Raw genomic sequence first — 20,697 nt, forward strand, 5'->3', positions numbered from 1 at the left:
CAGGTGAGCATCTGACTCGTCCCGCGCAGAGGCGGGACGGCTCCGCCACTCGTAGAAGCCCGATGTCGAGACGTTCAGGACCCGGCAGGCCACCGCGACGGAGAACCCGTCGGCGGCGAGTTCACAGACCAGCCGGAATCCTATTTTGGGAGGATGTTCTCCCGCGCGAAGTACGCGCTGGCGCGTTTGAGGATCTCCACCTCCTGTTCCAGGCGCTTCTTATCGCGGCGCAGCTGGGCCAGCTCCGCGCGTTCGGTGGTGCTCAGGCCTTCTTTGCGGCCGGCATCGACATCGTCGATGCTCATCCACCTGCGCAAACACGACTCGGAGATACCGAGGTCCTTGGCGATCTGCGCGACGGAAGCACCGTCCTCACGGGTCAGGTTCACCGCGCGACGGCGGAACTCCTCAGGATGGGCAGCGGGCATGACTCGGACTCCTCTCCTGCAGCATCGACGCTACAGATCAGGTGTCCGGAGAACCGGGTCAAGCTCCATCGCCGCGGCAGCCGGCTTGACGCTCGTCCTCTCCGGCTGCGGGGATTCCGACACGCCCGGTACGACCACGAGCCCCTCGGTACCGGCATCCCCGAGCTCCAGCACCGCATCGGTCGCGGGAGCCCCCACCGTCGGTCACGAAGCACCGGAGCACGCGGGCACGACAGCACCGCACAGCGGTGGAACGCCTGCACACCCCACCACGTCGGCTCCCGCCGCCAAACCGACTCCGCACACCACGAATACGACCACCGTGCCACGACCCGGTGGTGTGACCACAGCACCGCAGGGAGTGCCCGAGCCCGGCCAGACCACATTCACGGGGCCTGGTGCTACTACAACGACACCACCTCAAGGTCCGCCGGAACCCGGGCAGACGACCTTCAATGGCCCCGGCGCGAACGATGACAGCCCACCGGAGCCCGGGCAGACGGATCTCAACTGACGGCAGGCAACGATGCCCGCCCGGCGTCCATTGGATCGCCCGGCGGACCTCGTTGTGATCTCCGGGGGATATCTCGAATGGTCCACCCTGAGTCGTGTCGTCTGCCATGAGAATGGGACCACCCTGAGCTGATTTCTGCCAGGTGCATGGGCCCACCTGGATTGCCAGTTATGGGACCACCCGGCGCGTCGCGTCGGGTGGTCCCCTGGTTTGCCCGTTCGATGACGGGCATGGCGTTTCGGGAGGTCAGTGTGTACGAGGTTCGTGAGGTGCTCCGGGTGTGGCTCGGGGCGGGCGGCGCCGGTCCTGCGCCGGGGTATCGGAAGGTCGCCGAGCGGTGCGGGGTGGATCGTAAGACAGTCCGCCGGTATGTTGAGGCAGCTGAGGCGGTGGGGCTGGCCCGGTCGGATCCGGCGGGTGACGAGGCTCATCGAAATTCCCCAGTGATGCTCATTGAAATTCCCCACCTGGGTGCGGGGCTATTGTAGCGGTCGGCGGGTGGGTGCGATGGCTGTCCGGTGGGTTTCGTTGCGGGCGTGGTGGTCTCGGAGGCGGTAGCTGTCGCCGTCGAGCTTGAGGACGACGGAGCGGTGCAGGAGCCGGTCGAGCATCGCGGCGGCGACGGTGGTGTCGCCGAGGACTTCACCCCACTCGGAGACGGATCGGTTGGTGGTGATGAGGATCGAGGTCTTCAGATACCGTTGTGCGACAACCTGAAACAATGCGGATGCGGCCTCAGCGGGTAGAGGTAGGTAGCCGAGTTCATCGATGACGAGCAGTGTCGGGCCGGCGAAGAACCGCATGGTCGTCGACCAGCGGCCTTCGATCGCTGCTTTGTGGCGGCGGGCAGCAAGGTCTGCGGCGGTGGTGACGTAGGTGCGGTACCCGGCGTGCACCGCTGCGTGGGCGAGACCGACGGCGAGGTGGGTCTTGCCGGTGCCGGCCGGCCCGACGAGCATCACATTCGTCGCGGATTCGAGGTAGGCGCAGGTCCCGAGCTCACGGATCAACGCCTGATCAACGCCTGGTGCGGCGTCGAAGTCGAAGTCGGCGAGCGTTGCCCCCGTGGGCAGGCACGCGAAGCGCATCCGGCCGGCCAGCCGCCGGGCTTCGGTGGCGTCGACCTCCACGGCCAGCAGGTGCTCCAATGTCGCTGTCATAGTCCACTTTTGCTTCGTCGCGGTCTCCAGGACGCTGGGTAGCGCCGCTGCGGCGGCATCGAGTTTGAGGACAGCGAGATGACTGCGCAGTTGTTGATACAACGACGCCGTGGAAACCCCGCTGCCGCTGCCGCTGGTGCTGCTGCTGGTGCTGGTGCTGGTCATAGGAGGGTGTTCCTGTTCTGTGCGGCCGCCTCGTAGGCGGTGAGGTCGATCACTACGGCATCCGATGCCGTGGTGGGTGCCGGTCGGTCAGCGGGTCGGCTGGGAATGGGAGAGGTGTTCTCGCGCAGGGCTTGCGCAGCCTGCTGTGAGCGTTCGCCGGGCGGGATCCGCTCTTTTCGGCGATGCGGGCGTCCGTCGGTGGCCGAGGCTGCCGCCATCGCTGCCGTGTTCAAGGCGTGCACGTGACCTGTGTCGCGGACCTGCGTCCCGGTGCCGGGGGCGGCGAGCCGGTGCCGGGCGATGACAATCCCGCCAGTGGTGGCGATATCGATGTGCTGGTCGCCGAGCCGCTGGGTGATGGTGACCTCGCCCATCGCCAACTCCGGCGGCACCGAGTACTGATTGCCGCGCCAGGCCACCAGCGCCTGCCTTGAGGCCTTCCTCGGCTCACACGGAACCGCGGGATACGGCGTCGGCGGTGGCGGTGTGAGCGGCTCGCTGGCAGCGACGGTCAGTACCGAGCTGCGGCCATCGCGGGTGGCCCGCATCCGGGTATCGGCGCGGACCCGGCAGTGCTCATCGAGGGACGCTTGGGCCCGCTCCGCGGTCATCTTGTCCGGCAGGGTCCGCCACCACCGTTGCGCGATGCTCCGGTTCTCGCCCTCCACGACACCTTTGCGGTGACCGCTGCGCGGTGGGCAGATATCGACGCTGACGCCGTAATACTTGGCCACCGAGGCGAATTCAGCTGTCAGGTCACCGGATGACGGGTAGCAGACCGTCGCCATCCGGTCGAACCGCCACCGCCGGGTCACCCCACCGAGCTGGCGGGTGATCCGGTCCAGGCCGGCGATCAGCTGCGGGCGGGTCATATTCGGTGCCAGGTAGCCGAGCCACCGGCCCGAGCACGAGAAGGTGCCGACCAGCAGGTGCGCGGTCTTGCCCCACCCCCACGACGCGGGCGGATCCGGCAGATCCAGCCAATCCCATTGCGTCTCTTCCCCTGGCGGGTGCTCGATCACCGCGTTCGGCCGGTTCGTCGCGGTCGTGCACTGCGGGCATACCGGCCGCAGTCCACGGGCCCGGATCTGCCGCGTCAGCGACGAATACGACTGATCGAAGTTCAGGCCGACGAGCTCGTCGAACAAGGTCTGCGCCCACAGATGTGGGTCCTCCAGCAGCCGAGAGGTGACGTACTCGATGAACGGCTCGAACGGATCAGCCTCCCGTTGCCGGACACCGGGTTCGGTTACCCCGTTCAGATAGTTTCGGACCGTCTTCCGGTCCCGACCAAGATGACGGGCGATCGCTGAGATCGTCCACCCCTGCTTGCGCAGGGCATGTGCTTCCACGGTCTCTCCTTGTGTGAGCATGAACGAGCGGGCCTTCCTCGAGCTGGTGCGTGTTAGAGACCACCAGCATCGGAGAAGGCCCGCCCATTTACTTGACGGATGCACACAAGTGAGGAGATTCAGTTAGCAGAACTGGGGAGAATCAAAGAGCGCAGTCAGCCCGGAGCGGATCGATGATGAGCTGGTCGCGGCAGTGGTCGCAGCGGTCCGGCCGGTACGTACGTCCGGGCATGGTGCGGCGTGGGATGCGTTGGCGCCGCATCAGGAGCAGATCACAGCCTGGGTGGCCGGTGAGGGTGGTGACCGGCCACTGTCGGTGACGAAGATCCATACTCTGCTCGCCCGGCAGGGCTGCGATGTGCCGTATCGGACGTTGCATCGATTCGCTTCGGAGCATTGCGGTTTTGGTCGTCGTGAGAGCACGGTGCGGGTCGCGGACGGCGACCCCGGGGTCGAGTGCCAGCTCGACTTCGCCTACATGGGGATGCTTGATGACCCGCACACCGGTCGGCGGCGGAAGGTGCACGCGTTGATCTTCAGCGCGGTCTACTCGCGGCATCAGTTCGTGTGGCTGACGTACTCGCAGACGCTGTCGGCGGTGATCGCGGGCTGTGAGGCGGCGTGGGAGTTCTTCGGCGGTGTGTTCGCGGTGATCGTGCCTGACAATCTCAAACCTGTTGTCAATCATGCTGATCAGCTCACTCCGACGCTCGGCGACGGGTGGTTGGATTACGCGCAGCACGTCGGGTTCGGCACCGACCCGGCAAGGGTGCGGTCCCCGAAGGACAAGCCTCGGGTCGAACGTGCCGTGCAGTATGTGCGCGGCAACTTCTGGGCTGGTGAGCATTTCACTGATCTTGACGACGCGCAGGCCCGGGCGGAGCGGTGGTGCCGGGAGGTCGCCGGCATGCGGGTGCACGGCACCACGTGCGCTCGTCCGCTGGAGGTGTTCACCGCAGCCGAGCAGCCTCAGCTGCTGCCAGTCCCCGCCCGATACGATCAGCCGATCCTCAAGCAGGTGAAGGTGCACAAGGACTTCCATGCCGAGATCGGTAAGGCGTTGTACTCACTGCCCGGGCAGTGGATCGGCGTCACGCTCGATGCCCGCGCCGACAGTGAGCTGGTGAAGTTCTACCACCGCGGACAGCTGGTCAAGGTGCATCCCCGGCAACGGCCCGGCGCCCGCCATACCGATCGGGCTGACCTGCCCGAGGACAACGTCGGCTACGCGATGCGTGATCTCACCACACTCGTCGCTACCTGCGCCGGTCACGGCTATCACGTCGGGATCTACGCCGAGCGGATCCTCGACCATCCGCTGCCATGGACGCGGATGCGGTCCGTCTATGCCTTGATCGGGCTGGTCAAACGCTACGGCCCCAGCCCGGTCGACGCGGCCTGCGAGACCGCGCTGGTCATGGATGTGATCTCGGTGAGCAAGATCAGCTCAATGCTCGCCGCCGGCACCGAGACCGCCACCCCGCAGCTGCCCGCCGCGGCCGGCGCCGGACATACCCGGTTCGCCCGCGACCCATCTGAATTCACCGTTCCCACACGCCATATCACAGCAGTCCCACCCCTGCCGGAAGACGCCGATCCTGACCAGGAGAGCAACCGATGACCACCACCCGCACGCCCCGCGTAGCAGGCCCGACCGAACCCATCGGCGCCGATATGCTCGCCCTCCTCAAGGCTCTCAAGCTCGGCGCGCTCGCCGACACCCTGCCCGAACGAGCCGCCCTCGCCCGACAGCACGACCTGTCCCACATCGGATTCCTCCAAGCGCTGCTCGCCGATGAAGTGTCACGACGCCAATCCCGTTCGGCGACACTACGAGCAACGAAGGCAGGGCTCGACCAGAGCATGCGCATCGAAGGCTGGAACGCCGCCCCCGACCTGCGCTACGACCGCACCCTGCTCAGTGACCTCACCTCGCTGCGGTTCGTCGACGCCGGTCAGTCCGCGATCATCCTCGGCCCGGTCGGAGTCGGCAAGACCCACCTCGCAACAGGACTGGGGCACATGGTGATCGGCCGACACCGCAACACCGTGCTGTTCGCCCGCGCCGACAAACTGTTCACCCGCCTCCGCGCCGCCCGCCTCGACAACACCGTCGACGCCGAACTCCGCCGACTGAGCAGCGTCGACGTGCTGATCATCGACGACTTCGCGTTGCGGCCCCTCGACGCCACCGAGACCAACGACTTCTACGAGCTCGTCGTCGAACGGCACCAGGCCCGCAGCACCATCGTCACCAGCAACCGCGAGCCCTCCGAATGGCTCACGATGACCGCCGACACCCTCCTGGCCCAGTCAGCGATCGACAGGCTCACCAGCAACGCGCACACCCTCGTCATCGAAGGCCCGTCCTACCGCCAACGCACCCGCCCAGACCGGAGCGCTTGACGCCGACCGCCACCACGATGCATCCTCACAAGCGCACTCCAAGGTGGTCCCATGCTCGCGGCAACCAGGTGGTCCCATCACCCTGGCAAGCGACAAGAGCCGGGTAACAGGACGTAGACTTGCTCACCGGAAAGGTGCTCCTTCGAGTGCGGTGAATACGGTGTGTGGTAACCCCTATTCTTCCCGCTCAGAGCACCTTTCTTCATATCCGACACGACCTCACCCACGAAAGACCGAGGTTAAGCTCGCGCGCGGCATCGACATCCATACCGCCGTGACTGCGGCGCCAGTTGTACAACGTCGCCGCCGACACCTCCAACTCCGCCGCGATCTGCTCACCCGTTGACCCCGCCGCAGCGAGCTCATCAGCGCGCCGCAGCTTCCGGACGATCTCCTCCGCCGAATGCCTCTTCCGACCAGCCATACCAATCAGTGTCCTACCTGCCTCACCTCGGGGCGATCACGGACTCCAGTCAGGGATGGACCGATCTACCGGGAACACGCCAGCGCGACGCGAGCGGTCCACCAAGGGATACATCTTGTCTCGCCATTCGCACACGTCGCCTGAGCGCGACCCTCAGTGGACCCACCTCGCGCGTGGTCAAACCAACCTGGTCGCCTCCGGTGGTGACGCTGATACGGATGCTCGCGGCGATCAACTATGGAGCAGACCAACCCGGCGGAGATTCCCCACTTGAGTCGCTGGGCGCAGATCGTGTCGAAGGCGATGCTGGCGCACTTGGCGTCGCAGCAAGTAGCCGGCGAGTAGACCAATTCCGACGCCATGCGACATCCAAGCTCGTCACACCACCTCAGAAACTACAAAACCCGGGGTCACGAGCTCTTTCGAGTTCGTGACCCCGGGTGCTGCAGTTCATAGAACTGCTCATTGTGGGCGAAGGGGGACTTGAACCCCTTCCATTCGCCTGGTTACCGCTCTTTCACCCGCCCTGACCTGCATATATGAGCGTCGCTGGCGTGTTCTGATTACGGCTGCTTTCTGGAAGGTGTGCCCATTCCGTGCCCACCCGCGACGGCGATCACTGGCCCTGCTTCTCGATCTGGTCCTCCGCCCAGAGCACGTAGCCCTTCACCCCCATAGAAGTGGGCCTGCTGTCGTTCGCCATCCCCATCCTCGCCCTGTCGAGGTCACGCCGCATGTACTCAACGATCTCGACAGTCGGTGTAGTCAGGTCGACAAGCGAGTACCCACCCCTAGCCGCGACGTTCACCAGCCGCACTAGGACTTGGCTCGATAGATTCCCCATCGCCGCTGCCAGCGTTCGGCGTACCGCATCAGCCTGCTGGACGGTGGCAACAGTGCCGAGAGTGAGCCCGTCGATCTCCACTTTGATATGCGTCATGCTCCACAACCTTGCCGGGTCACACCAACGCGCTGGTTGGCTCCCCCTTAAACGCGAGGTCCGTTCCCGCCCCACTCGCGCTGCGCCATCTCCCAGCCCTCCTCGACCGTGATCGCGCCGCCGTCGCGGAGGGCGGTCCAGTATGCGCGCTCATCGGAGAAGATCGACTCGACCCACGCGGGCAGGGCGGGCGCAGCATCGTCATCGTCGCGCAGTGTGGTGTCCCCCATGTCCAGATCGTCGCATGAACACGGCCCCCTTGTCGGTGCCCTCTGCTAGATATCCCCCATGAAGCTCACGCTCACCCGCGACGCCGTGCTCTCCGCCATCGCCGAGTGCGATGAACAGGGGCGGGATCGGTTCCTCGCCGACAACGGGTTCAAAGGGGCGCGGGAGTACTTCCTGATCCACGGTGGTCAGGCATACGACTCGAAGGCGGTCGCGGGGTTCGCTCATCGCCTGGTGACGGGGCGGCGCGTCGGCTCCTCTGACTTCCAAGGCGGAGCCGCCGTCTCGGACGAACTACGGGCGCTTGGCTTCGTCGTCACGGGTGACGCCGACTGGACGTGGGACGAGCTGTTGCTCGCCTGCGACCTCCTTGCGAGCAGCGAGTGGGTGTCCCCGAGGGCGCACACCGACGAAGTGCAGGCACTGTCCGAGTTTCTTCGCGAGCAACAGCCTGATCTCGCGCTGTCGCCCGAATTCCGTAGCCCATCGAGCGTGCACCGCAAGCTCGAAGACCTCCGCTCAGCCCACCCCGATTACCACGCGTCCGCAACGAAGGGCGGGCGAGCCACGAAGGCGATGGCAGCCGCGTTCGCAGCCGACTACGAGACGATGCACCGCCTCGCCAGCGAGGTACGGGGGCTGGGCACGGACAGAGATGAGGACACCTCGGTCTACACGGAAGCGAGCGGGACCGAGATCGTGACCGCTGCCGAGGGCAAGGTGCTGCGGCGCATGACAACGGTGCGGGAGCGGGATCGCGGACTCCGCGACACCAAGCTCGCGCAGTTCCGCGCTGCCCACCAGGGGCGCGTGTTCTGCGAGGTGTGCAGCTTCGACTTCGGCAAGGTCTACGGCGAGCACGGCGAGGGGTACGCCGAGGTCCACCACCGCGTGCCCCTGCACGTAACCGACGAGGTGGTCAATGGGCTGGACGAACTGATCGTGCTATGTGCGAACTGCCACCGCATGATCCATCGCCGCGCTCCGTGGCTCACGCCAGATCAGCTTGCTGGGCTGCTCACTTCGAACGCTGTCATCTAGGTTACTGCCGAGACCGAACCGCCTCGATGATCGACGCTGCAACATCGGCTGCCTGCTCATGCGCCCAGAACCGCAGTACGGTCCAACCCTCAGCGGTGAGCATCGCGTCGGTATCGTCGTCGCGGGCGCGGTTCACAGCGATCTTCGGACCCCAGTAGGCCGTGCGCGTGCTCGGGGCGCGGAAGTGCTGCGGGCACCCGTGCCAGAAGCATCCGTCGATGAAGACGACGACCCTCGCTCGGGTGAACACAACATCCGCCCTGCGTCTCCTGTTGCTCGCCGACGGCGCGAAATCCACTCGGTATCTCATCCCAGCGGCGTGGAGGAGCCGCCGCACCGCCAACTCGGGGAGCGTGTCTTTCCTGCGGTTGGACCTCATCGACGCGCGGACAGCGGGAGTGGATGCCCAGCTCGCGCTGGCGGACGGTCCTTCGGCGGTCACAGTGCCAGTGTGAGCCGCTCCTGACGATCTGCCCAGCTCGCGCACGATTCATCGGGGCTCGCCCCGCCCTGCCTCACAGAGCATGAGGGTGGCCCTCGATAGGATCACGCGCATGGAGAACGTGACGCCGCTCGATGCTGCCCGCCCGAAGGTGTTGGAGTTCTTCGCGGGCATCGGACTCGCCCGCCTCGGCTTGGAGTCTGCGGGGTTCCGCGTCGCGTGGGCGAACGACTACGAGCCCGACAAGAAGGCGATGTACGAAGCGCAGTTCGGCGAGTCCGACACGGAGCATTTCGCGCTGGGCGACATCGGCAAGGTTGAAGCCGACGCGCTTCCCACCGACGCGTCGTTGGCGTGGGCATCGTCCCCCTGTACGGACCTGTCGCTCGCGGGTAACCGCGCGGGATTCGCGGGGGAGCAGTCGGGCACGTTCTGGCACTTCATCCGACTGCTCGAAGAGCTGGGCGATCACCGCCCCGCGACCGTTGTCCTTGAGAATGTCGTCGGACTGGCGACCTCCCACGGGGGCGACGATCTCGCCGCTGCGATCCGTGCGTTCAACGGACTGGGTTACTCCGTCGATGTTCTCTCGATTGACGCGCGCCGATTCGTCCCGCAGTCCCGCCCGCGCCTGTTCCTTGTGGGGGCGCAGAACCCTCCCGAGGACATCGCCGAGCCGAACTCCGAACTGCGCCCCGACTGGCTCCAATGGGTGTATGGCGACGAGAGCCTGCGCACCCACCGCGCGGCGCTTCCCGCGCCTCCCGCACCGATGACCGAGGGGCTCGGCGCGGAAATCGAAGAGATGCCGCTCGACGACGAACGATGGTGGGATGCGAAGCGAACTGAGGCATTCGTCGGATCGCTATCCCCGACGCAGCGTGAGCGCGTCGCGGACTTGAAGCGGGGCACGGGCGTCAAGTACCGCACCGCGTACCGACGGACCCGCAAGGGCGTCGCGGTATGGGAGGTCCGCCCCGACGACATCTCGGGCTGCCTACGCACCGCGCGGGGAGGCTCGTCGAAGCAGGCGGTAGTCCGCCTCGGAAACAAGCGTCTCCAAGTCCGATGGATGACCCCCCGCGAGTATGCCCGCCTCATGGGCGCTGGCGACTACGACCTGAGCGCCGCGCGGAACAACCAGGCTCTGTTCGGCTTCGGCGACGCGGTGGCGGTTCCCGCAGTCTCCTGGCTGGCAGAGCACTACCTGATGCCGCTGGTGAAGGGCACCCTCGCGTCCCAGTCCGACGGTGCGCGGGAAGCGATCTGATGGCGAGCACAAGCCGCGCCAGCACGAGCGCCAAGAAGAGCACGAAGCCGAGCCCAAAAGACGTTCCAGCGCCCCTGGTCCAGGAGTTCAGAAAGCTGTTCGACGCCGCGAAGAAGGCGAAAGACGATCAGGGCAGGCAAATCTCGGCGGCGAAGTGGGGCGTGTACGGCTTCTTCGACTACGACGGCGAACCGATCTACGTGGGGCAGACAAGCGAGAAGCTCTCGACTCGCCTCAATCGGCACCTGACGAACCAGCGCACCGATGCCGTCGCGATGCGCATCCTCGACATCTTCGAGGTCGCCGAGCTACGGATGTGGCCGCTGTGGGACTTGCAGAACATGCCCGCGAAGGACAAGCCGACGAAGCGGCTCCTCGATGCGTATGAGTACTCGGCGTATCTAGAGGCAATCGCGGACAGCAAGTTCGGCGCGATCCTCAACGAGAAAATTCCGCCGCTCTCCGACCCCATCGAACTACCGCAGGCGTACACCTTCCCGCTCATCTCCGAGAAGACGAGAGCGGAGCGCGGGCACGCGGACGTACGGATCGCCCGTCGTGCGGAGACCATATCCAGGCTCGCCGCCGTCGCCCACGAGCGCGGCGAGGTCTCCGACGGTCTGCGGCGTGTGCTGGTGATCCAGGCTGTGCGACTCGCGTACATCTCCGCTGTTCGGCTGGCTGAGGTCGAAGGTCGTCCCGAACCCGACGCGGCGGCTATCTCGGTCGAGGGACTGGTCGGCACCGTCCTGTACGAGCCGTCCGATCCCGACGGCAAGAACAGAGACGAGGACGAGTAGCAGGGACGTGACAGCGCCCGTGGGCGCACGGACACGGGTGTCAGCCCGTCGCCCTACCCTGGAAGCCATGAGCAGCAGCGCGCAGTTCACCGTCGCGGGCGCGGATCAGACTTGGACCGCCGTCGAGTTCACCGACCCGTGGGAGGGCTGGGCGGTTCCCATCGTCACCGCCGACACCCTCGCCGCCGTGTGCTCGGCACTCGGGCTGGCGCTGCAATGGGATAAGGACACCGCCGTGATCGGCGACGAGTTCGAGCGCGTCGGCGCGTACCCCGAGAACCGCTACGTCCTCGAACTCGGGCGGCCGTTCGAGCGCGTATTCCCCGACGACGCTCCACCGCACAGGTTCAGCATGGACGGCTGGTACGACACCACAGACCTGTACTTCTGCTATGGATTCGACGCACCGTGGAACGGGTGGGCGACCCCCATCGTGGATCGCGAGACCCTGGAACGGGTCATCGCGACGACCGAGGGCGGGCACACCCTGTCGTGGAACGGGGACACCGCCCTCGTCCATCACGTCGAACTGGACGAGACCACACCGCTCGCGCCCGACACCGACGGGCGATTCCACCTACGCGACTTGGGCTGGACCTTCGACGAGGTGACCGAGCGGAACTCGTAGGAGCCGCTCTACAGAGCCAGCCCAGGCACTAGTTCGCGTAGGTCTACCAGCTCGATACGCGCGGCAGGTCCAGCAGTGAACTCCGCGACCGACATCTCCCAGCTCGGATCGAACCTCGCCGCGTACCGCTCGCGCGTGCGCGCCGACGACTTCTCCAAACCCCACGATGCCTTCGCTGCCGACGTTCGAAGGAAGCGCGTCGGGGCGTCCCCAACAACGAACAGCTGGGCATGCCGATTCGTCTCGTCCATCGCCAGATGCACCAGGTCCGCGAACACTCCGCGCTTACGCATCGCGTCCGCTCCCTTCCACTGCGCCACCTTGAACTCGGCGATTCGCCTGTCGGTCTCCAAGTCGAACGGTCGGCTCTTGTCGTTGCCAGCACCGAGCGACGGGCGGTTCGTCACGCGCTCGCCTGGTTCGAGAATCTGAGGCAACACCAGCGCAATGGTCGCCGCGTGGATCACGTCGTTCAGCCGTCCAACCGTGGACCGCACGGAGAGCGCCGCCGTTAGCAGCTCGGAAGTCAGTCCGTGCTCGGCGACCACCTCGGCGGCATCGGTCACCGTGGCTTCGACGAGTGCGGATTCGACCCGCGCGAGCTGCGCGGTGAGGTCGTTCTCACTGAGAAAGTCCGACAGCACCGCGAACGCCACCGCGAGGTCGTTCGAGCTGGTCGCGTCGTCCACAGTCATGCGGGGAATCATGGCACGCGATCCGCGATACGAGGCGGGGGCGGTATGCCAGGATTCACCGCATGGCATCGCCTAAGGCTGCGAAGTTCCACGCGAACCTCACCCGTGAACTGTTCGTGCTCCAAGCCGTCGTTGCAGCGGGTCCGCCTCCCGACCTTGACGAACTGGTAGACGAAGCGATTGAGCGGGATTCTGGCGAGGTCAGCGATGACATCACGGAGCTTCAACGTCGGATCAAGTTTGTCCGCGACGCGCACCCGATCACCCGTTGGGTGGACGCCGACCCCGACTACCGTGACAAGCAGTCGCCCTGGACCAACAACCACTAGGCGGGCAGAGTCCACATGTACCCCAAGGTCAGTCAGAGCAACCTCCTCCGCGCAGCGGGTCACCTCGTCACCGCTGAAGTTCTGCGACGCGGAGGAATCGCCGCCCTAGACATCTCGGGCAAGCAGGTCCGCGTAGCCGCGACGAACGCCCAGGAGACCCGCAAGATCAAGCTGCGGGTCAAGTACCGAACATCGGGCGACTGGCAGACCTCGACCTCCGAGGGATCACCGCAGACCGAACCTACCGTCGTGAACGAGTACTGGATTCTGGTCGACTTCTCCGACGACCAGCCGACCTACTACGTGGTCCCCGCGTGGTGGATCGCGAACGACATCCACGTTCGCCACCAGAAGTACCTCGACGATCACGGCGGTCACCGCCGAGACAACGACGCCAGCACGCACCATCGGATCGAGACCCACCGCGTGATCCGCTGGGAGCAGGCATGGGATCAGCTCGGCATCTTCCCCACCGCGAGGTAGTCACGGTCAGCACCTCGGGACGTGACCCTGACGGTCACCCGACCTCGACCTTCTCGGGCGACGCTGGACAGCATGAACCCACGCGAATTGATCCGTCTTGCACAGGAACACGGCTGGACCGTGCAGCACCGAGCACGTCGCATCCACCCGCGACTGATCCCACCGCCCGACGTGGACGCGCCTCCCATCACGATGCCAGCCACGCCCTCGGACTGGCGGTCGCTGAGGAACGCGGCTGCGGCACTTCGTCGGGCTGGTGTCCCTGTTCCGCACAAGGGCGGACGTTGACCTTGCGCGCCGTCGCTGGTGCTCGGCGATCCTCCTCGCGGAGCATGGAAGGCGGAGGTGATCACCCAATGAACTGGGCAGACGACGAACGCGAAGTGGTCGAGCAAGCAGAGCAGCTCGGCGTGACCGTGCACATCGGCGACCTATGGCGCGCGCCCGATGGCACCCTCACGATCAGGGGCGCGGGCAGCGCCTCGGCGTGGCTCGATGAGCTGTCGCGGGGACTCGATACACGCAGGTTGTAGCGCGGCTAGAATCGCCCACGATGGTTCCCACTCCTCCGCCGCCCCCGCTCCCACCACCATCCACGTCGCCAGTTTCCCCCGAAATGACCGTGCGCTTGGTGACCGATCCCCCCTCATGGATCAGCACATACGCGCCGCTCGCCACCGCTCTCGCCGCGCTCATTGCCGCAGGTGGCGCATTAATCGGTATTTGGTGGAACAACAGGCACGCGGCCCAACGCGAGCGCGACAAGCATCGTCGCGACTCAACAACGCAGCATGTAGCCACGTTGCTTGGGCACACCGAAGCGGTGAAGGCTGCGCTCGGCAAGATACGCGACGGGTCACTTTCGTTCGCTGACGCGCGCAGTCTGATCGTTGTGCATCTCTCCGATGTGACCGCCGCAGCTCAGCCCGTCAAGCTCGTCGATGCCCGGCTTATCACCGATGTGGACGCCCTGGTCAGCGCATGCGGAAGCGCCAACTCATGCATCCACAAGGCGCTCACTGCGGAGCAAAAGGGGAAGCAAGCGAACCCGCAAGTGGCAGTCGAAGCGAAGGCGAAAATCAACGCGGCGAGTACGCGCCTCGTGAGTTCGTATCACACCTACTACGGTCCATCAGATAGCAGGGAACCGACCGTTTCTGCGAGCACCGAGACTGCACGACCCGCCGAGAATTGATCTTCGCGCTCGGGACATGACAGCGCCTCCACCGAGCGTACGGTCGCCCCGTCCGACACTGGGAAGCATGGGAACTGACACCGCCGCCACCCCGCACCTCCTCGGCTACATGCGCGTGAGCACGATGAACCAGACGACGGATCAGCAGGAGGACGCGCTGATCGAGTACGGCGTGCCGAAGGAGCGCATGTTCGGGGATCGCCTCAGCGGGAAAGCGGGAACCGAGCGCCCTGGACTCGCCGCGCTCCTGGACTACGCCCGTGCGGGCGACGTGATCGTGGTGGTCGGGATCGACCGCTTGGGGCGCTCGGTCGCCGAGGTGTCGAGCACCATCGCGGAGCTGAGCGCCAGGGGCATCCCGCTGCGGAGCCTGCGCGAGGGGATCGACACGTCCACGGCGGCAGGCAGGATGATCGCCTCGGTGCTCGCGTCCATCGCCGAGTTGGAGCTTGAGCTGGGGCGCGAGCGTCGCGCAGCGTCCCGTGAAGCCCGACGAGCACGCGGGCTGCCCGCGACCCGACCGCCGAAGCTAAGCCCGACCGAACAGGCGCAGCTCGTACGCCTGCGCGCGACGGGCGAGCCCGTGAGCGCGCTCATGACCTTGTTCGGGGTCTCGCGGAGCACGGTGTTCCGCGTGCTGGCGGACGCCCGCGCGGAGGATGCAAGCACTCGGTAGCGGAACAGCAGAAGCACCCGCCCACTAGGGCGGGTGCCTCTCCGATATGCGATCAGGCGATCTGGTCAGGTGTCACGTACGCGACTGGATTCTGAGACTTCCCCCGAGCGACAACCTTTCCGAGGTACTCGTGATCCTCGTGCCTGTCACCCAGAATCTCGAATCGACTGGCATCCTTGAACTCCTTGCGAACGCCGAGCACATCAGCGACCGCGATCACCACGCACTCAGGATCGAGGATGAGCAACGTCTCACACTCGACAGCGCGGCTAGCCTTCAGAACCCACCACGCGCTGCCTGCTGCCCAGATTTCATCGTCGGTCATGTTCGGCACCCAGCCGACACGCGTCTCGCCCGCCTTGCGGTAGCCAAGTCGGATGGTGAGGATTTCGTTGTTGCTCATGGCCTGCCCCTTTGATCTCGTGTTCCGCCAACACGAAGAACATATCAACTTGTTCCCCAGTATGCAAGTCTACTTGTTACCTTGTATATAAGTTGTGCGTCGGGGCTGCGGCAGCCATCTCACATCTACAGATCACGGACCCGCGCGGATGTCCGATTCGGCTCGACGGTCGGCGCAGCTCGCGGCGTGTCACATCTGGTGTCACGGCGGAGAGTGTCACATCTCCGAGCCAGTCGGACTACTTGAGGCTTGAAATCTTGAGCCCAGGAGCGTCAGGCACCTGCCCCAAGGACTTGCGTATATCGAAGATCGAGTCCACACCAAACTCGTCGGTCACCACTGCGGTAAGCGCCCCGTTCTGCAAGAGCGGAGCACCGATGTCGCCTTGTGCACCGATGCCGAAGCCCGCAGGGGGTCTTACGGTGTACGAACCCTCCCCCTCGGGGTTTCCTTCCAAGACGGGGGTTCGCACTTCGACCTTCACGTACTTCCCCTTCGAGGAAGGACCAAGGTACTCGCCCTCGGTGTTCGCGCGCACAGGACCGATGCGCGTCACCGTGGCGTGAGCGGACTTCGCCAACTCGGGCGACAGCTTGATCACGGGAATGGAGTACATATTGAGAACCTCGGCATTCGTTGTTCGGAGGAAGGCAACGATCTTGCCCACGAGGATGCCGTCGGTGGTGGTCACCGTGTCCGAGCCCCTGATGGGCTGCACTCCCGAACTCGTTGGTGTCGCATCAGAGGCGTCGCTCACCCAATCCATTAGCTCATCAGGGGCGCAGTGACTTCCCGACGCGGCATACACGTTGCCGTTGTCGTCGCGCATAAAGAACGACAGCGCACAGATCCTGTCTGTGCCCCGCACAGGGACGCTCTTTCCGATCTCGCGACCGCCGCCGTTGACGAACCGCAGAGCGGTGCCCTCGGCGAGGACGACAGAGCCCTGCTTCGTGCCGCTGAGGGATGGCGTATCGCAGACGATCTTCCCCATCGAAACGGGGTCGGCGGGAGCGCACTTCACCGATTCCATCCCACTGGAAGACGTACTACCGCCAGCGCCCACGGGCACGGCGGTTCCAGCGATGGTGGTCGAGCAGCCTGCGAGAGCTGCGGACCCGATGAGGACCGCGATGGGGAGAAGGTTCCGTCGCCGATTCCCCATTTCTACTTCACCTTTCCCTGCCCGATGAGCCACTCCACGCAGGTCTCCACGGTCAGCTCGGGAGACTCGCTCTGATCGCACGTCCCGTACTTCTCCGACACAGAGAGCTTGCAGAGGTTCGCCTGCATCTCACTCAAGGAACCGCTGTCCTTGGGCGCGCACGCAGCGCGTTCTCGCGCAGCCTGCGCGATCTGCGCAGGAGCAGCCGCACGGGCTCGATCCCTCAGCGCCGCCGCAGCAGCCGATGATGATGCTGCCGCTGCGGATGAACTTGCTGCGGCTGCGGACGACCTTGCAGTAGCATCGGTCGCCTCCGCCTGGACGTTGAAGTAGATCAGCGCGCCGACGCCGCCGATGAGCGCGAGAACCGCGACGAGTGCCGCCGCGACGAACAGCCGCTTACGTTGCGGGCGACCAACGTGCGGTGTCTCCTCAACCTTGCTGCTGAACGACTCCTCGACCCGACCATGTTCGGCGCGCTGTCCCTGATCCTGCGAGCGTCGCTGCGCACCCGCTCCATAGGACGGGCGGTACTCCCCTGACGGCGGGCGGTTCGACTGGGGCTCTTCGGGCGGAACGGTCATCGTGATACTCCTGGTGTTGATCCGTACTGTGCGCGCATAAGCGAGATCGCCTGCGAGAGTGGTCGCTCCCATGCGGCTGGCGGTGGTCGGCGGTAGGGCGGTGCGGTGATCGCGTCGGCGATCACCTGGCGAACGAGCGGTGGGACGTGGGCGGGTAGTCGGCTCGGGTCGCGCACGTCCTGGTCACCCACGAGCAAGCGCAGCGCCAGCAATCCGAGCTTGTAGCTGTCGCTCGCGACGGTGCCCAGCTCCTCCCCACGCGGCACCTCCCACGTCGGGGTTTCAAGCTGCGGCAGAGCACTCTTCCCGTGCACCACCATCGCGTCGGTGTCGATGAAGTAGCTGCGAACCTCGTTGGGCTGCAAGGAGAACAGCAGGTTCTTGGGCGAGAGATCGCCGACGGTCACGCCGATGTCGTGCAAGAAACCGAGGTTGTATGCGACGGACCGAAGCAGCGCGTATCGCTGCTCAGCGGTGACGACGTGCCCGCGCTGGTGCAGCACCGACGGGGCGTTGAGCAGATGCTGAACCTCCGCCAGCCGCGACTTCGAGCCCCGAGCTGTCGTCATGGTCCAGAAGAACTCGGGCGGAATGCGGGGCATCACGAACCCCACGATCTTCCCCTGGTCCTCGACGACGGCGCAGTTCCACGCCGCCATGCCGATCAGCTCCTTGGCGTGCACGGCGTGGAGTCGGGACAGGAACGCGGGCATGTCCGCAAGGAGATCCTCGTCGAGCTGGGCGATGACCGCTGGCTTGTACTCCTTGAAGACCATCGCCTGCGTAACCGACCTACGCACGGCGGGCGCTTCGTAGACGACGCCCTGACCGCCCGCACTGATCCGCGTGAGATCGCCGAGCTGGTCGCGCTGGATTCGGATCGCGACCTGCTCTGGGACAGCGTTCGATGTCATCGCGGTCCCTCCTGGTAGGTTGCGCCGCCAGGGCTGTACGGGTCAACGGGCACGTCAGATGACGTGGGGTTAATCGGCGCGGGCGGTATCGGACGAGGCGATGCAGGTGTCTGCCGCATGGGCCGGTTCGACTGCACACGCTGAGACGGAACCGCACGGGCAGGCAACGACTTCGGGCGCTTGGTCGGCTTGCGTGCGAACAGCGCGGTCGCGGTGAGGATTCCTGCCAGCAGCGCGATGAGGATGACCGATGCCGCTCCACCGTGGGTGAGCCAGCGTGTCCATCCAGTCCGCGACTCGCAGCGGATCGCTACAGCAGTCCCCTCAGCTACGGCACGGCACCGCTCCCCGCTGATCGCGTCACCGACCGCTGCCCCGCCGACGAGCACCGCGAGCACGAGCGCAGTCGCCAGGACGGAGAGCAGCAGCTTCGCCGCCGTGCTCATGCCGCGCAGGCGCTTCACTTGATGTACCGATCACGGATCAGCGCACGCGCGCAACGATCGGTGTCCACGGGTGGCGTCTGACACTCGGTCGGGTACTCAAGCCACTCGCAAGGCATGCGGACTGTCCCAGCGCTCGCACCACATTTCGACTCCGCCTCCGCTGCGACCTCCTGCGCCTTCGCGCGTGCCCGAGGCATGAGCTGCTCGACCTGGTTCGCCGCTGCCTGGGCGCTCGCACTCGCCAGCTCGGACGGCGTTGGCTGGGCAGTGCCGCACCCGCTCAGTACGAGCGCGGTCGTGGCGACGGCGGCGACCAGTGCGGACCTACGCATCGCTTTGACCCCGCACCCAGACCGCAACCAGCGTGCGGTCGTCGTCGAAGGTCTCGCGAGAGAAGTCGACGGCGTGCGCGAACTCGACGAGCGAAGGGCACTGCTCACTGAGCAGCACCTGGCGGAACAGGTCGCCGACACCGCCGTTGCCTGAGCCGAGCGGGTCACCGATCCCGTCAGTTCCCAGGAGAAGGACATCGCCGTGACCGACTGGTCCTGCGTTAGTGGCGATCTCGTCGGGAAGCCGAGGAAGACCTGATACCGCCGATGACGCGAGACCGTCCGCACCCACCGCCTTACCGCCGATCAGCGGGAGGTACTCCCCGTCGGTGGTCAGGAGCCACGCGCCCGAATCCCCTACGCCCGCGACCGAAGCGATGAGCCCATCCTCCCCAGCGGGGTCGATCACAGCCGCGACGAGCGTAGTCGCGAGGTGCTGCTCAGCATCCTCGGCAGACGGCTCGTCGAGGTCGAGGATCAAGCGCGCCTGATCGACCACCGCCCACGCGGCGGACTTGAACATCTCGTCCCAGTCCACGGCGTCACCGATCTCGGCGGCATTCGCGCTCACCCATTGAACCGCTGCACGAACAGCCGTCGTCGCTCCAACGTGCGCATGGACCGCCGACGACACTCCGTCAGCGACCGCGACCACTATCCGTCCCGTGGGGAGCGCGTGCACAGCTACGTCGTCCTGGCGCGGTGCGCCGTTGTAACGGTGCAGGTGTCCTCGCAGCGACGCAGCTCGCACCGTCGCATGCTCCGTGCTCCACCCGTCGATCACCGTGTCAGGTCGGAACGGAGCCGAGCGGAACTTCTGGGCGGTCGGCTTGGGCTCGACGAACGGCGACGGATCACCGACGATCATGGGTGCAATCGAGATGGTCCCCCGCACGGCGGTCCTCGCGACGCTCTCCACGCCCACCGCGTCCAGCGGCTCGGTCACCTGCTCACCTACAACAACATCGTCACTCCCCCTGAATCGCATGGCTACACCAGATCGACTGCGAGAGAGAATCCTTCGGGTTGTTCCATCTGCAACTCGCCCTGCCCCGAAGCCAGCGCCGTGCCCGAGCTGATGACGGACTGCGTGAGCGCCGTGATGAACTCGGAGATCGCGACCCCTGTGTCCACGCCCCTCGACGCGATGAACGCGTACTGCTCCTTGGTCGCGACCTCGGCGACGATCCCCGCGTCAGCCTCGCCGATGCCGAACGCGAGCACGTTCGGGGCAGCGGGTTGGGCGAGCATGTAGTCGCGAGCAGCGCGCCAGTCCTCGTTAGGGTTCGGCAGTCCGTCGGTGAGGAAGAAAACAGCGGGACGGTTCACGAGGTACCCCTCAGCCTTGAGCGCAGGGATGTCGACCGAGATGCGATACCCCACCTGGTCGAACGCGGACTGGTACGAAGTCAGCCCACGCGGCTGCAACACAGGCATCGCGGGGAGGGACCGCAAGTCAGCGGGTTCCAGGTAGGTGCGCGCGTCATCGGCGAAGCCGATCACGGAGAAGCGGACCTTGGCGGCGGCGAACGACTCCGCTTGCAGCGCATCGAGCAGCGAGATCAGCCCATCGTTCAGCTCGTGGATGTGCGGACCCATCGAGCCCGACTCGTCGGCGACGAAGTAGACGGGGAGGACGGTCCCTCGGGGTTCAGTCATGGTCTTGTTCTCCTGATC

Annotated in this window: 25 protein-coding genes; 11 read left to right on the forward strand and 14 right to left on the reverse strand. The window is 65.7% G+C overall.

All coding sequences use genetic code 11. From position 1 onward, the window contains the following. Nucleotides 1-140: 140 nt before the first annotated feature. The 3 genes from AXK60_RS06815 to AXK60_RS06825 form a co-directional block, all read right to left on the reverse strand. Complete coding sequence (locus AXK60_RS06815) at nt 141-428, reverse strand: transposase (RefSeq protein ID WP_068570321.1); 288 nt, start codon at nt 426-428, stop codon at nt 141-143. A 993-nt stretch (nt 429-1,421) separates the two neighbouring features. Continuing rightward, nucleotides 1,422-2,267, reverse strand: coding sequence for an IS21-like element helper ATPase IstB (istB, locus tag AXK60_RS06820; RefSeq protein ID WP_068570322.1), 846 nt, complete (start codon nt 2,265-2,267; stop codon nt 1,422-1,424). After that, a complete protein-coding gene (locus tag AXK60_RS06825) occupies nt 2,264-3,640 on the reverse strand; it encodes a Mu transposase domain-containing protein (RefSeq protein ID WP_068570323.1) in 1,377 nt (458 codons plus the stop codon). The genes istB (AXK60_RS06820) and AXK60_RS06825 overlap by 4 nt, the downstream gene beginning before the upstream one ends. A 172-nt stretch (nt 3,641-3,812) precedes the next feature. On the opposite strand from AXK60_RS06825, the gene istA reads away from it, so the two are divergent. After that, a complete protein-coding gene (gene istA, locus AXK60_RS06830; RefSeq protein ID WP_331710563.1) occupies nt 3,813-5,240 on the forward strand; it encodes an IS21 family transposase in 1,428 nt (475 codons plus the stop codon). Next, nucleotides 5,237-6,025: an IS21-like element helper ATPase IstB gene (gene istB / locus AXK60_RS06835; protein WP_068570324.1), complete on the forward strand. Its 789-nt coding sequence runs from the start codon at nt 5,237-5,239 to the stop codon at nt 6,023-6,025. The genes istA and istB (AXK60_RS06835) overlap by 4 nt, the downstream gene beginning before the upstream one ends. A gap of 202 nt (nt 6,026-6,227) precedes the next feature. Here istB (AXK60_RS06835) and AXK60_RS06840 read toward each other — a convergent pair whose 3' ends face one another. From AXK60_RS06840 to AXK60_RS06850, 3 genes are all read right to left on the reverse strand, one after another. Next, nucleotides 6,228-6,449, reverse strand: a complete 222-nt coding sequence (locus AXK60_RS06840) for a transposase (protein WP_068570325.1) — start codon at nt 6,447-6,449, stop codon at nt 6,228-6,230. Nucleotides 6,450-7,065: 616 nt separating this feature from the next. Continuing rightward, nucleotides 7,066-7,389, reverse strand: coding sequence for a hypothetical protein (locus tag AXK60_RS06845; RefSeq protein ID WP_068570326.1), 324 nt, complete (start codon nt 7,387-7,389; stop codon nt 7,066-7,068). Nucleotides 7,390-7,436: 47 nt separating this feature from the next. Continuing rightward, nucleotides 7,437-7,619 carry a hypothetical protein gene (locus tag AXK60_RS06850; RefSeq protein ID WP_068570327.1) on the reverse strand — a complete coding sequence of 61 codons (183 nt, stop codon included), beginning with the start codon at nt 7,617-7,619 and terminating at the stop codon, nt 7,437-7,439. Between the two features lie 58 nt (nt 7,620-7,677). On the opposite strand from AXK60_RS06850, the gene AXK60_RS06855 reads away from it, so the two are divergent. Next, on the forward strand, nt 7,678-8,658 hold the full coding sequence (locus AXK60_RS06855; protein WP_068570328.1) for an HNH endonuclease: 981 nt from the start codon (nt 7,678-7,680) through the stop codon (nt 8,656-8,658). Between the two features lies 1 nt (nt 8,659). On the opposite strand, the gene AXK60_RS06860 is transcribed toward AXK60_RS06855, so the two are convergent. Continuing rightward, on the reverse strand, nt 8,660-9,037 hold the full coding sequence (locus AXK60_RS06860; protein WP_068570329.1) for a very short patch repair endonuclease: 378 nt from the start codon (nt 9,035-9,037) through the stop codon (nt 8,660-8,662). 175 nt (nt 9,038-9,212) lie between these two features. Between AXK60_RS06860 and AXK60_RS06865 the strand changes: the two genes are divergently transcribed. From AXK60_RS06865 to AXK60_RS06875, 3 genes are all read left to right on the forward strand, one after another. After that, nucleotides 9,213-10,370: a DNA cytosine methyltransferase gene (locus tag AXK60_RS06865; RefSeq protein ID WP_068570330.1), complete on the forward strand. Its 1,158-nt coding sequence runs from the start codon at nt 9,213-9,215 to the stop codon at nt 10,368-10,370. Next, nucleotides 10,370-11,170, forward strand: coding sequence for a GIY-YIG nuclease family protein (locus tag AXK60_RS06870; protein WP_068570331.1), 801 nt, complete (start codon nt 10,370-10,372; stop codon nt 11,168-11,170). Before AXK60_RS06865 ends, AXK60_RS06870 begins: the two co-directional genes overlap by 1 nt. A 67-nt stretch (nt 11,171-11,237) precedes the next feature. Next, nucleotides 11,238-11,798 (forward strand): hypothetical protein, encoded by a 561-nt coding sequence (locus tag AXK60_RS06875; RefSeq protein WP_068570332.1) that lies wholly within the window; start codon nt 11,238-11,240, stop codon nt 11,796-11,798. 8 nt (nt 11,799-11,806) lie between these two features. On the opposite strand, the gene AXK60_RS06880 is transcribed toward AXK60_RS06875, so the two are convergent. Beyond that, on the reverse strand, nt 11,807-12,493 hold the full coding sequence (locus AXK60_RS06880; protein ID WP_217491761.1) for a hypothetical protein: 687 nt from the start codon (nt 12,491-12,493) through the stop codon (nt 11,807-11,809). A gap of 62 nt (nt 12,494-12,555) precedes the next feature. On the opposite strand from AXK60_RS06880, the gene AXK60_RS06885 reads away from it, so the two are divergent. The 5 genes from AXK60_RS06885 to AXK60_RS06895 all read left to right on the forward strand — a co-directional run bounded on the left by AXK60_RS06885 (nt 12,556) and on the right by AXK60_RS06895 (nt 15,176). Further along, nucleotides 12,556-12,822, forward strand: a complete 267-nt coding sequence (locus tag AXK60_RS06885; protein ID WP_068570334.1) for a hypothetical protein — start codon at nt 12,556-12,558, stop codon at nt 12,820-12,822. A 15-nt stretch (nt 12,823-12,837) separates the two neighbouring features. Further along, nucleotides 12,838-13,305, forward strand: a complete 468-nt coding sequence (locus AXK60_RS06890; RefSeq protein ID WP_068570335.1) for a hypothetical protein — start codon at nt 12,838-12,840, stop codon at nt 13,303-13,305. A 356-nt stretch (nt 13,306-13,661) separates the two neighbouring features. Next, entirely contained in the window at nt 13,662-13,838 is a 177-nt protein-coding gene (locus AXK60_RS26815) for a hypothetical protein (protein ID WP_175399948.1), read from the forward strand. Between the two features lie 98 nt (nt 13,839-13,936). Continuing rightward, entirely contained in the window at nt 13,937-14,500 is a 564-nt protein-coding gene (locus AXK60_RS26220) for a hypothetical protein (protein ID WP_139057791.1), read from the forward strand. Between the two features lie 67 nt (nt 14,501-14,567). Next, nucleotides 14,568-15,176: a recombinase family protein gene (locus tag AXK60_RS06895; RefSeq protein ID WP_068570336.1), complete on the forward strand. Its 609-nt coding sequence runs from the start codon at nt 14,568-14,570 to the stop codon at nt 15,174-15,176. 52 nt (nt 15,177-15,228) lie between these two features. On the opposite strand, the gene AXK60_RS06900 is transcribed toward AXK60_RS06895, so the two are convergent. The 6 genes from AXK60_RS06900 to AXK60_RS06925 form a co-directional block, all read right to left on the reverse strand. Continuing rightward, on the reverse strand, nt 15,229-15,579 hold the full coding sequence (locus AXK60_RS06900) for a hypothetical protein (protein ID WP_068570337.1): 351 nt from the start codon (nt 15,577-15,579) through the stop codon (nt 15,229-15,231). Between the two features lie 238 nt (nt 15,580-15,817). Further along, nucleotides 15,818-16,573 carry a hypothetical protein gene (locus AXK60_RS06905; protein WP_068570338.1) on the reverse strand — a complete coding sequence of 252 codons (756 nt, stop codon included), beginning with the start codon at nt 16,571-16,573 and terminating at the stop codon, nt 15,818-15,820. Between the two features lie 173 nt (nt 16,574-16,746). Continuing rightward, nucleotides 16,747-17,328: a hypothetical protein gene (locus AXK60_RS26820; RefSeq protein WP_175399949.1), complete on the reverse strand. Its 582-nt coding sequence runs from the start codon at nt 17,326-17,328 to the stop codon at nt 16,747-16,749. Further along, nucleotides 17,325-18,242 (reverse strand): hypothetical protein, encoded by a 918-nt coding sequence (locus tag AXK60_RS06910; protein ID WP_068570339.1) that lies wholly within the window; start codon nt 18,240-18,242, stop codon nt 17,325-17,327. The genes AXK60_RS26820 and AXK60_RS06910 overlap by 4 nt, the downstream gene beginning before the upstream one ends. Nucleotides 18,243-19,012: 770 nt before the next feature. Further along, complete coding sequence (locus tag AXK60_RS06920; RefSeq protein ID WP_175399950.1) at nt 19,013-19,966, reverse strand: protein phosphatase 2C domain-containing protein; 954 nt, start codon at nt 19,964-19,966, stop codon at nt 19,013-19,015. Between the two features lie 44 nt (nt 19,967-20,010). Continuing rightward, complete coding sequence (locus AXK60_RS06925; protein WP_068570342.1) at nt 20,011-20,679, reverse strand: vWA domain-containing protein; 669 nt, start codon at nt 20,677-20,679, stop codon at nt 20,011-20,013. Between the last annotated feature and the right edge of the window lie 18 nt (nt 20,680-20,697).

The organism is Tsukamurella pseudospumae (assembly GCF_001575195.1).
GTDB classification, from domain to species: domain Bacteria; phylum Actinomycetota; class Actinomycetes; order Mycobacteriales; family Mycobacteriaceae; genus Tsukamurella; species Tsukamurella pseudospumae.

Bases quoted from the DNA above. Each gene is read 5' to 3' on its own strand.
- AXK60_RS06890 (WP_068570335.1), top strand. From the start codon at position 12,838: ATGTACCCCAAGGTCAGTCAGAGCAACCTCCTCCGCGCAGCGGGTCAC.
- AXK60_RS06825 (WP_068570323.1), bottom strand. From the start codon at position 3,640: ATGCTCACACAAGGAGAGACCGTGGAAGCACATGCCCTGCGCAAGCAG.
- AXK60_RS06845 (WP_068570326.1), bottom strand. From the start codon at position 7,389: ATGACGCATATCAAAGTGGAGATCGACGGGCTCACTCTCGGCACTGTT.
- AXK60_RS06840 (WP_068570325.1), bottom strand. From the start codon at position 6,449: ATGGCTGGTCGGAAGAGGCATTCGGCGGAGGAGATCGTCCGGAAGCTG.
- AXK60_RS26815 (WP_175399948.1), top strand. From the start codon at position 13,662: ATGAACTGGGCAGACGACGAACGCGAAGTGGTCGAGCAAGCAGAGCAG.
- AXK60_RS06875 (WP_068570332.1), top strand. From the start codon at position 11,238: ATGAGCAGCAGCGCGCAGTTCACCGTCGCGGGCGCGGATCAGACTTGG.
- AXK60_RS06905 (WP_068570338.1), bottom strand. From the start codon at position 16,573: ATGGGGAAGATCGTCTGCGATACGCCATCCCTCAGCGGCACGAAGCAG.
- AXK60_RS06860 (WP_068570329.1), bottom strand. From the start codon at position 9,037: ATGAGGTCCAACCGCAGGAAAGACACGCTCCCCGAGTTGGCGGTGCGG.
- istB (WP_068570324.1), top strand. From the start codon at position 5,237: ATGACCACCACCCGCACGCCCCGCGTAGCAGGCCCGACCGAACCCATC.
- AXK60_RS06910 (WP_068570339.1), bottom strand. From the start codon at position 18,242: ATGACATCGAACGCTGTCCCAGAGCAGGTCGCGATCCGAATCCAGCGC.
- AXK60_RS06870 (WP_068570331.1), top strand. From the start codon at position 10,370: ATGGCGAGCACAAGCCGCGCCAGCACGAGCGCCAAGAAGAGCACGAAG.
- AXK60_RS06880 (WP_217491761.1), bottom strand. From the start codon at position 12,493: ATGACTGTGGACGACGCGACCAGCTCGAACGACCTCGCGGTGGCGTTC.
- AXK60_RS26820 (WP_175399949.1), bottom strand. From the start codon at position 17,328: ATGACCGTTCCGCCCGAAGAGCCCCAGTCGAACCGCCCGCCGTCAGGG.
- AXK60_RS06900 (WP_068570337.1), bottom strand. From the start codon at position 15,579: ATGAGCAACAACGAAATCCTCACCATCCGACTTGGCTACCGCAAGGCG.
- AXK60_RS06850 (WP_068570327.1), bottom strand. From the start codon at position 7,619: ATGGGGGACACCACACTGCGCGACGATGACGATGCTGCGCCCGCCCTG.
- AXK60_RS06885 (WP_068570334.1), top strand. From the start codon at position 12,556: ATGGCATCGCCTAAGGCTGCGAAGTTCCACGCGAACCTCACCCGTGAA.
- AXK60_RS06865 (WP_068570330.1), top strand. From the start codon at position 9,213: ATGGAGAACGTGACGCCGCTCGATGCTGCCCGCCCGAAGGTGTTGGAG.
- istB (WP_068570322.1), bottom strand. From the start codon at position 2,267: ATGACCAGCACCAGCACCAGCAGCAGCACCAGCGGCAGCGGCAGCGGG.
- AXK60_RS06925 (WP_068570342.1), bottom strand. From the start codon at position 20,679: ATGACTGAACCCCGAGGGACCGTCCTCCCCGTCTACTTCGTCGCCGAC.
- AXK60_RS06855 (WP_068570328.1), top strand. From the start codon at position 7,678: ATGAAGCTCACGCTCACCCGCGACGCCGTGCTCTCCGCCATCGCCGAG.
- AXK60_RS06815 (WP_068570321.1), bottom strand. From the start codon at position 428: ATGCCCGCTGCCCATCCTGAGGAGTTCCGCCGTCGCGCGGTGAACCTG.
- AXK60_RS06895 (WP_068570336.1), top strand. From the start codon at position 14,568: ATGGGAACTGACACCGCCGCCACCCCGCACCTCCTCGGCTACATGCGC.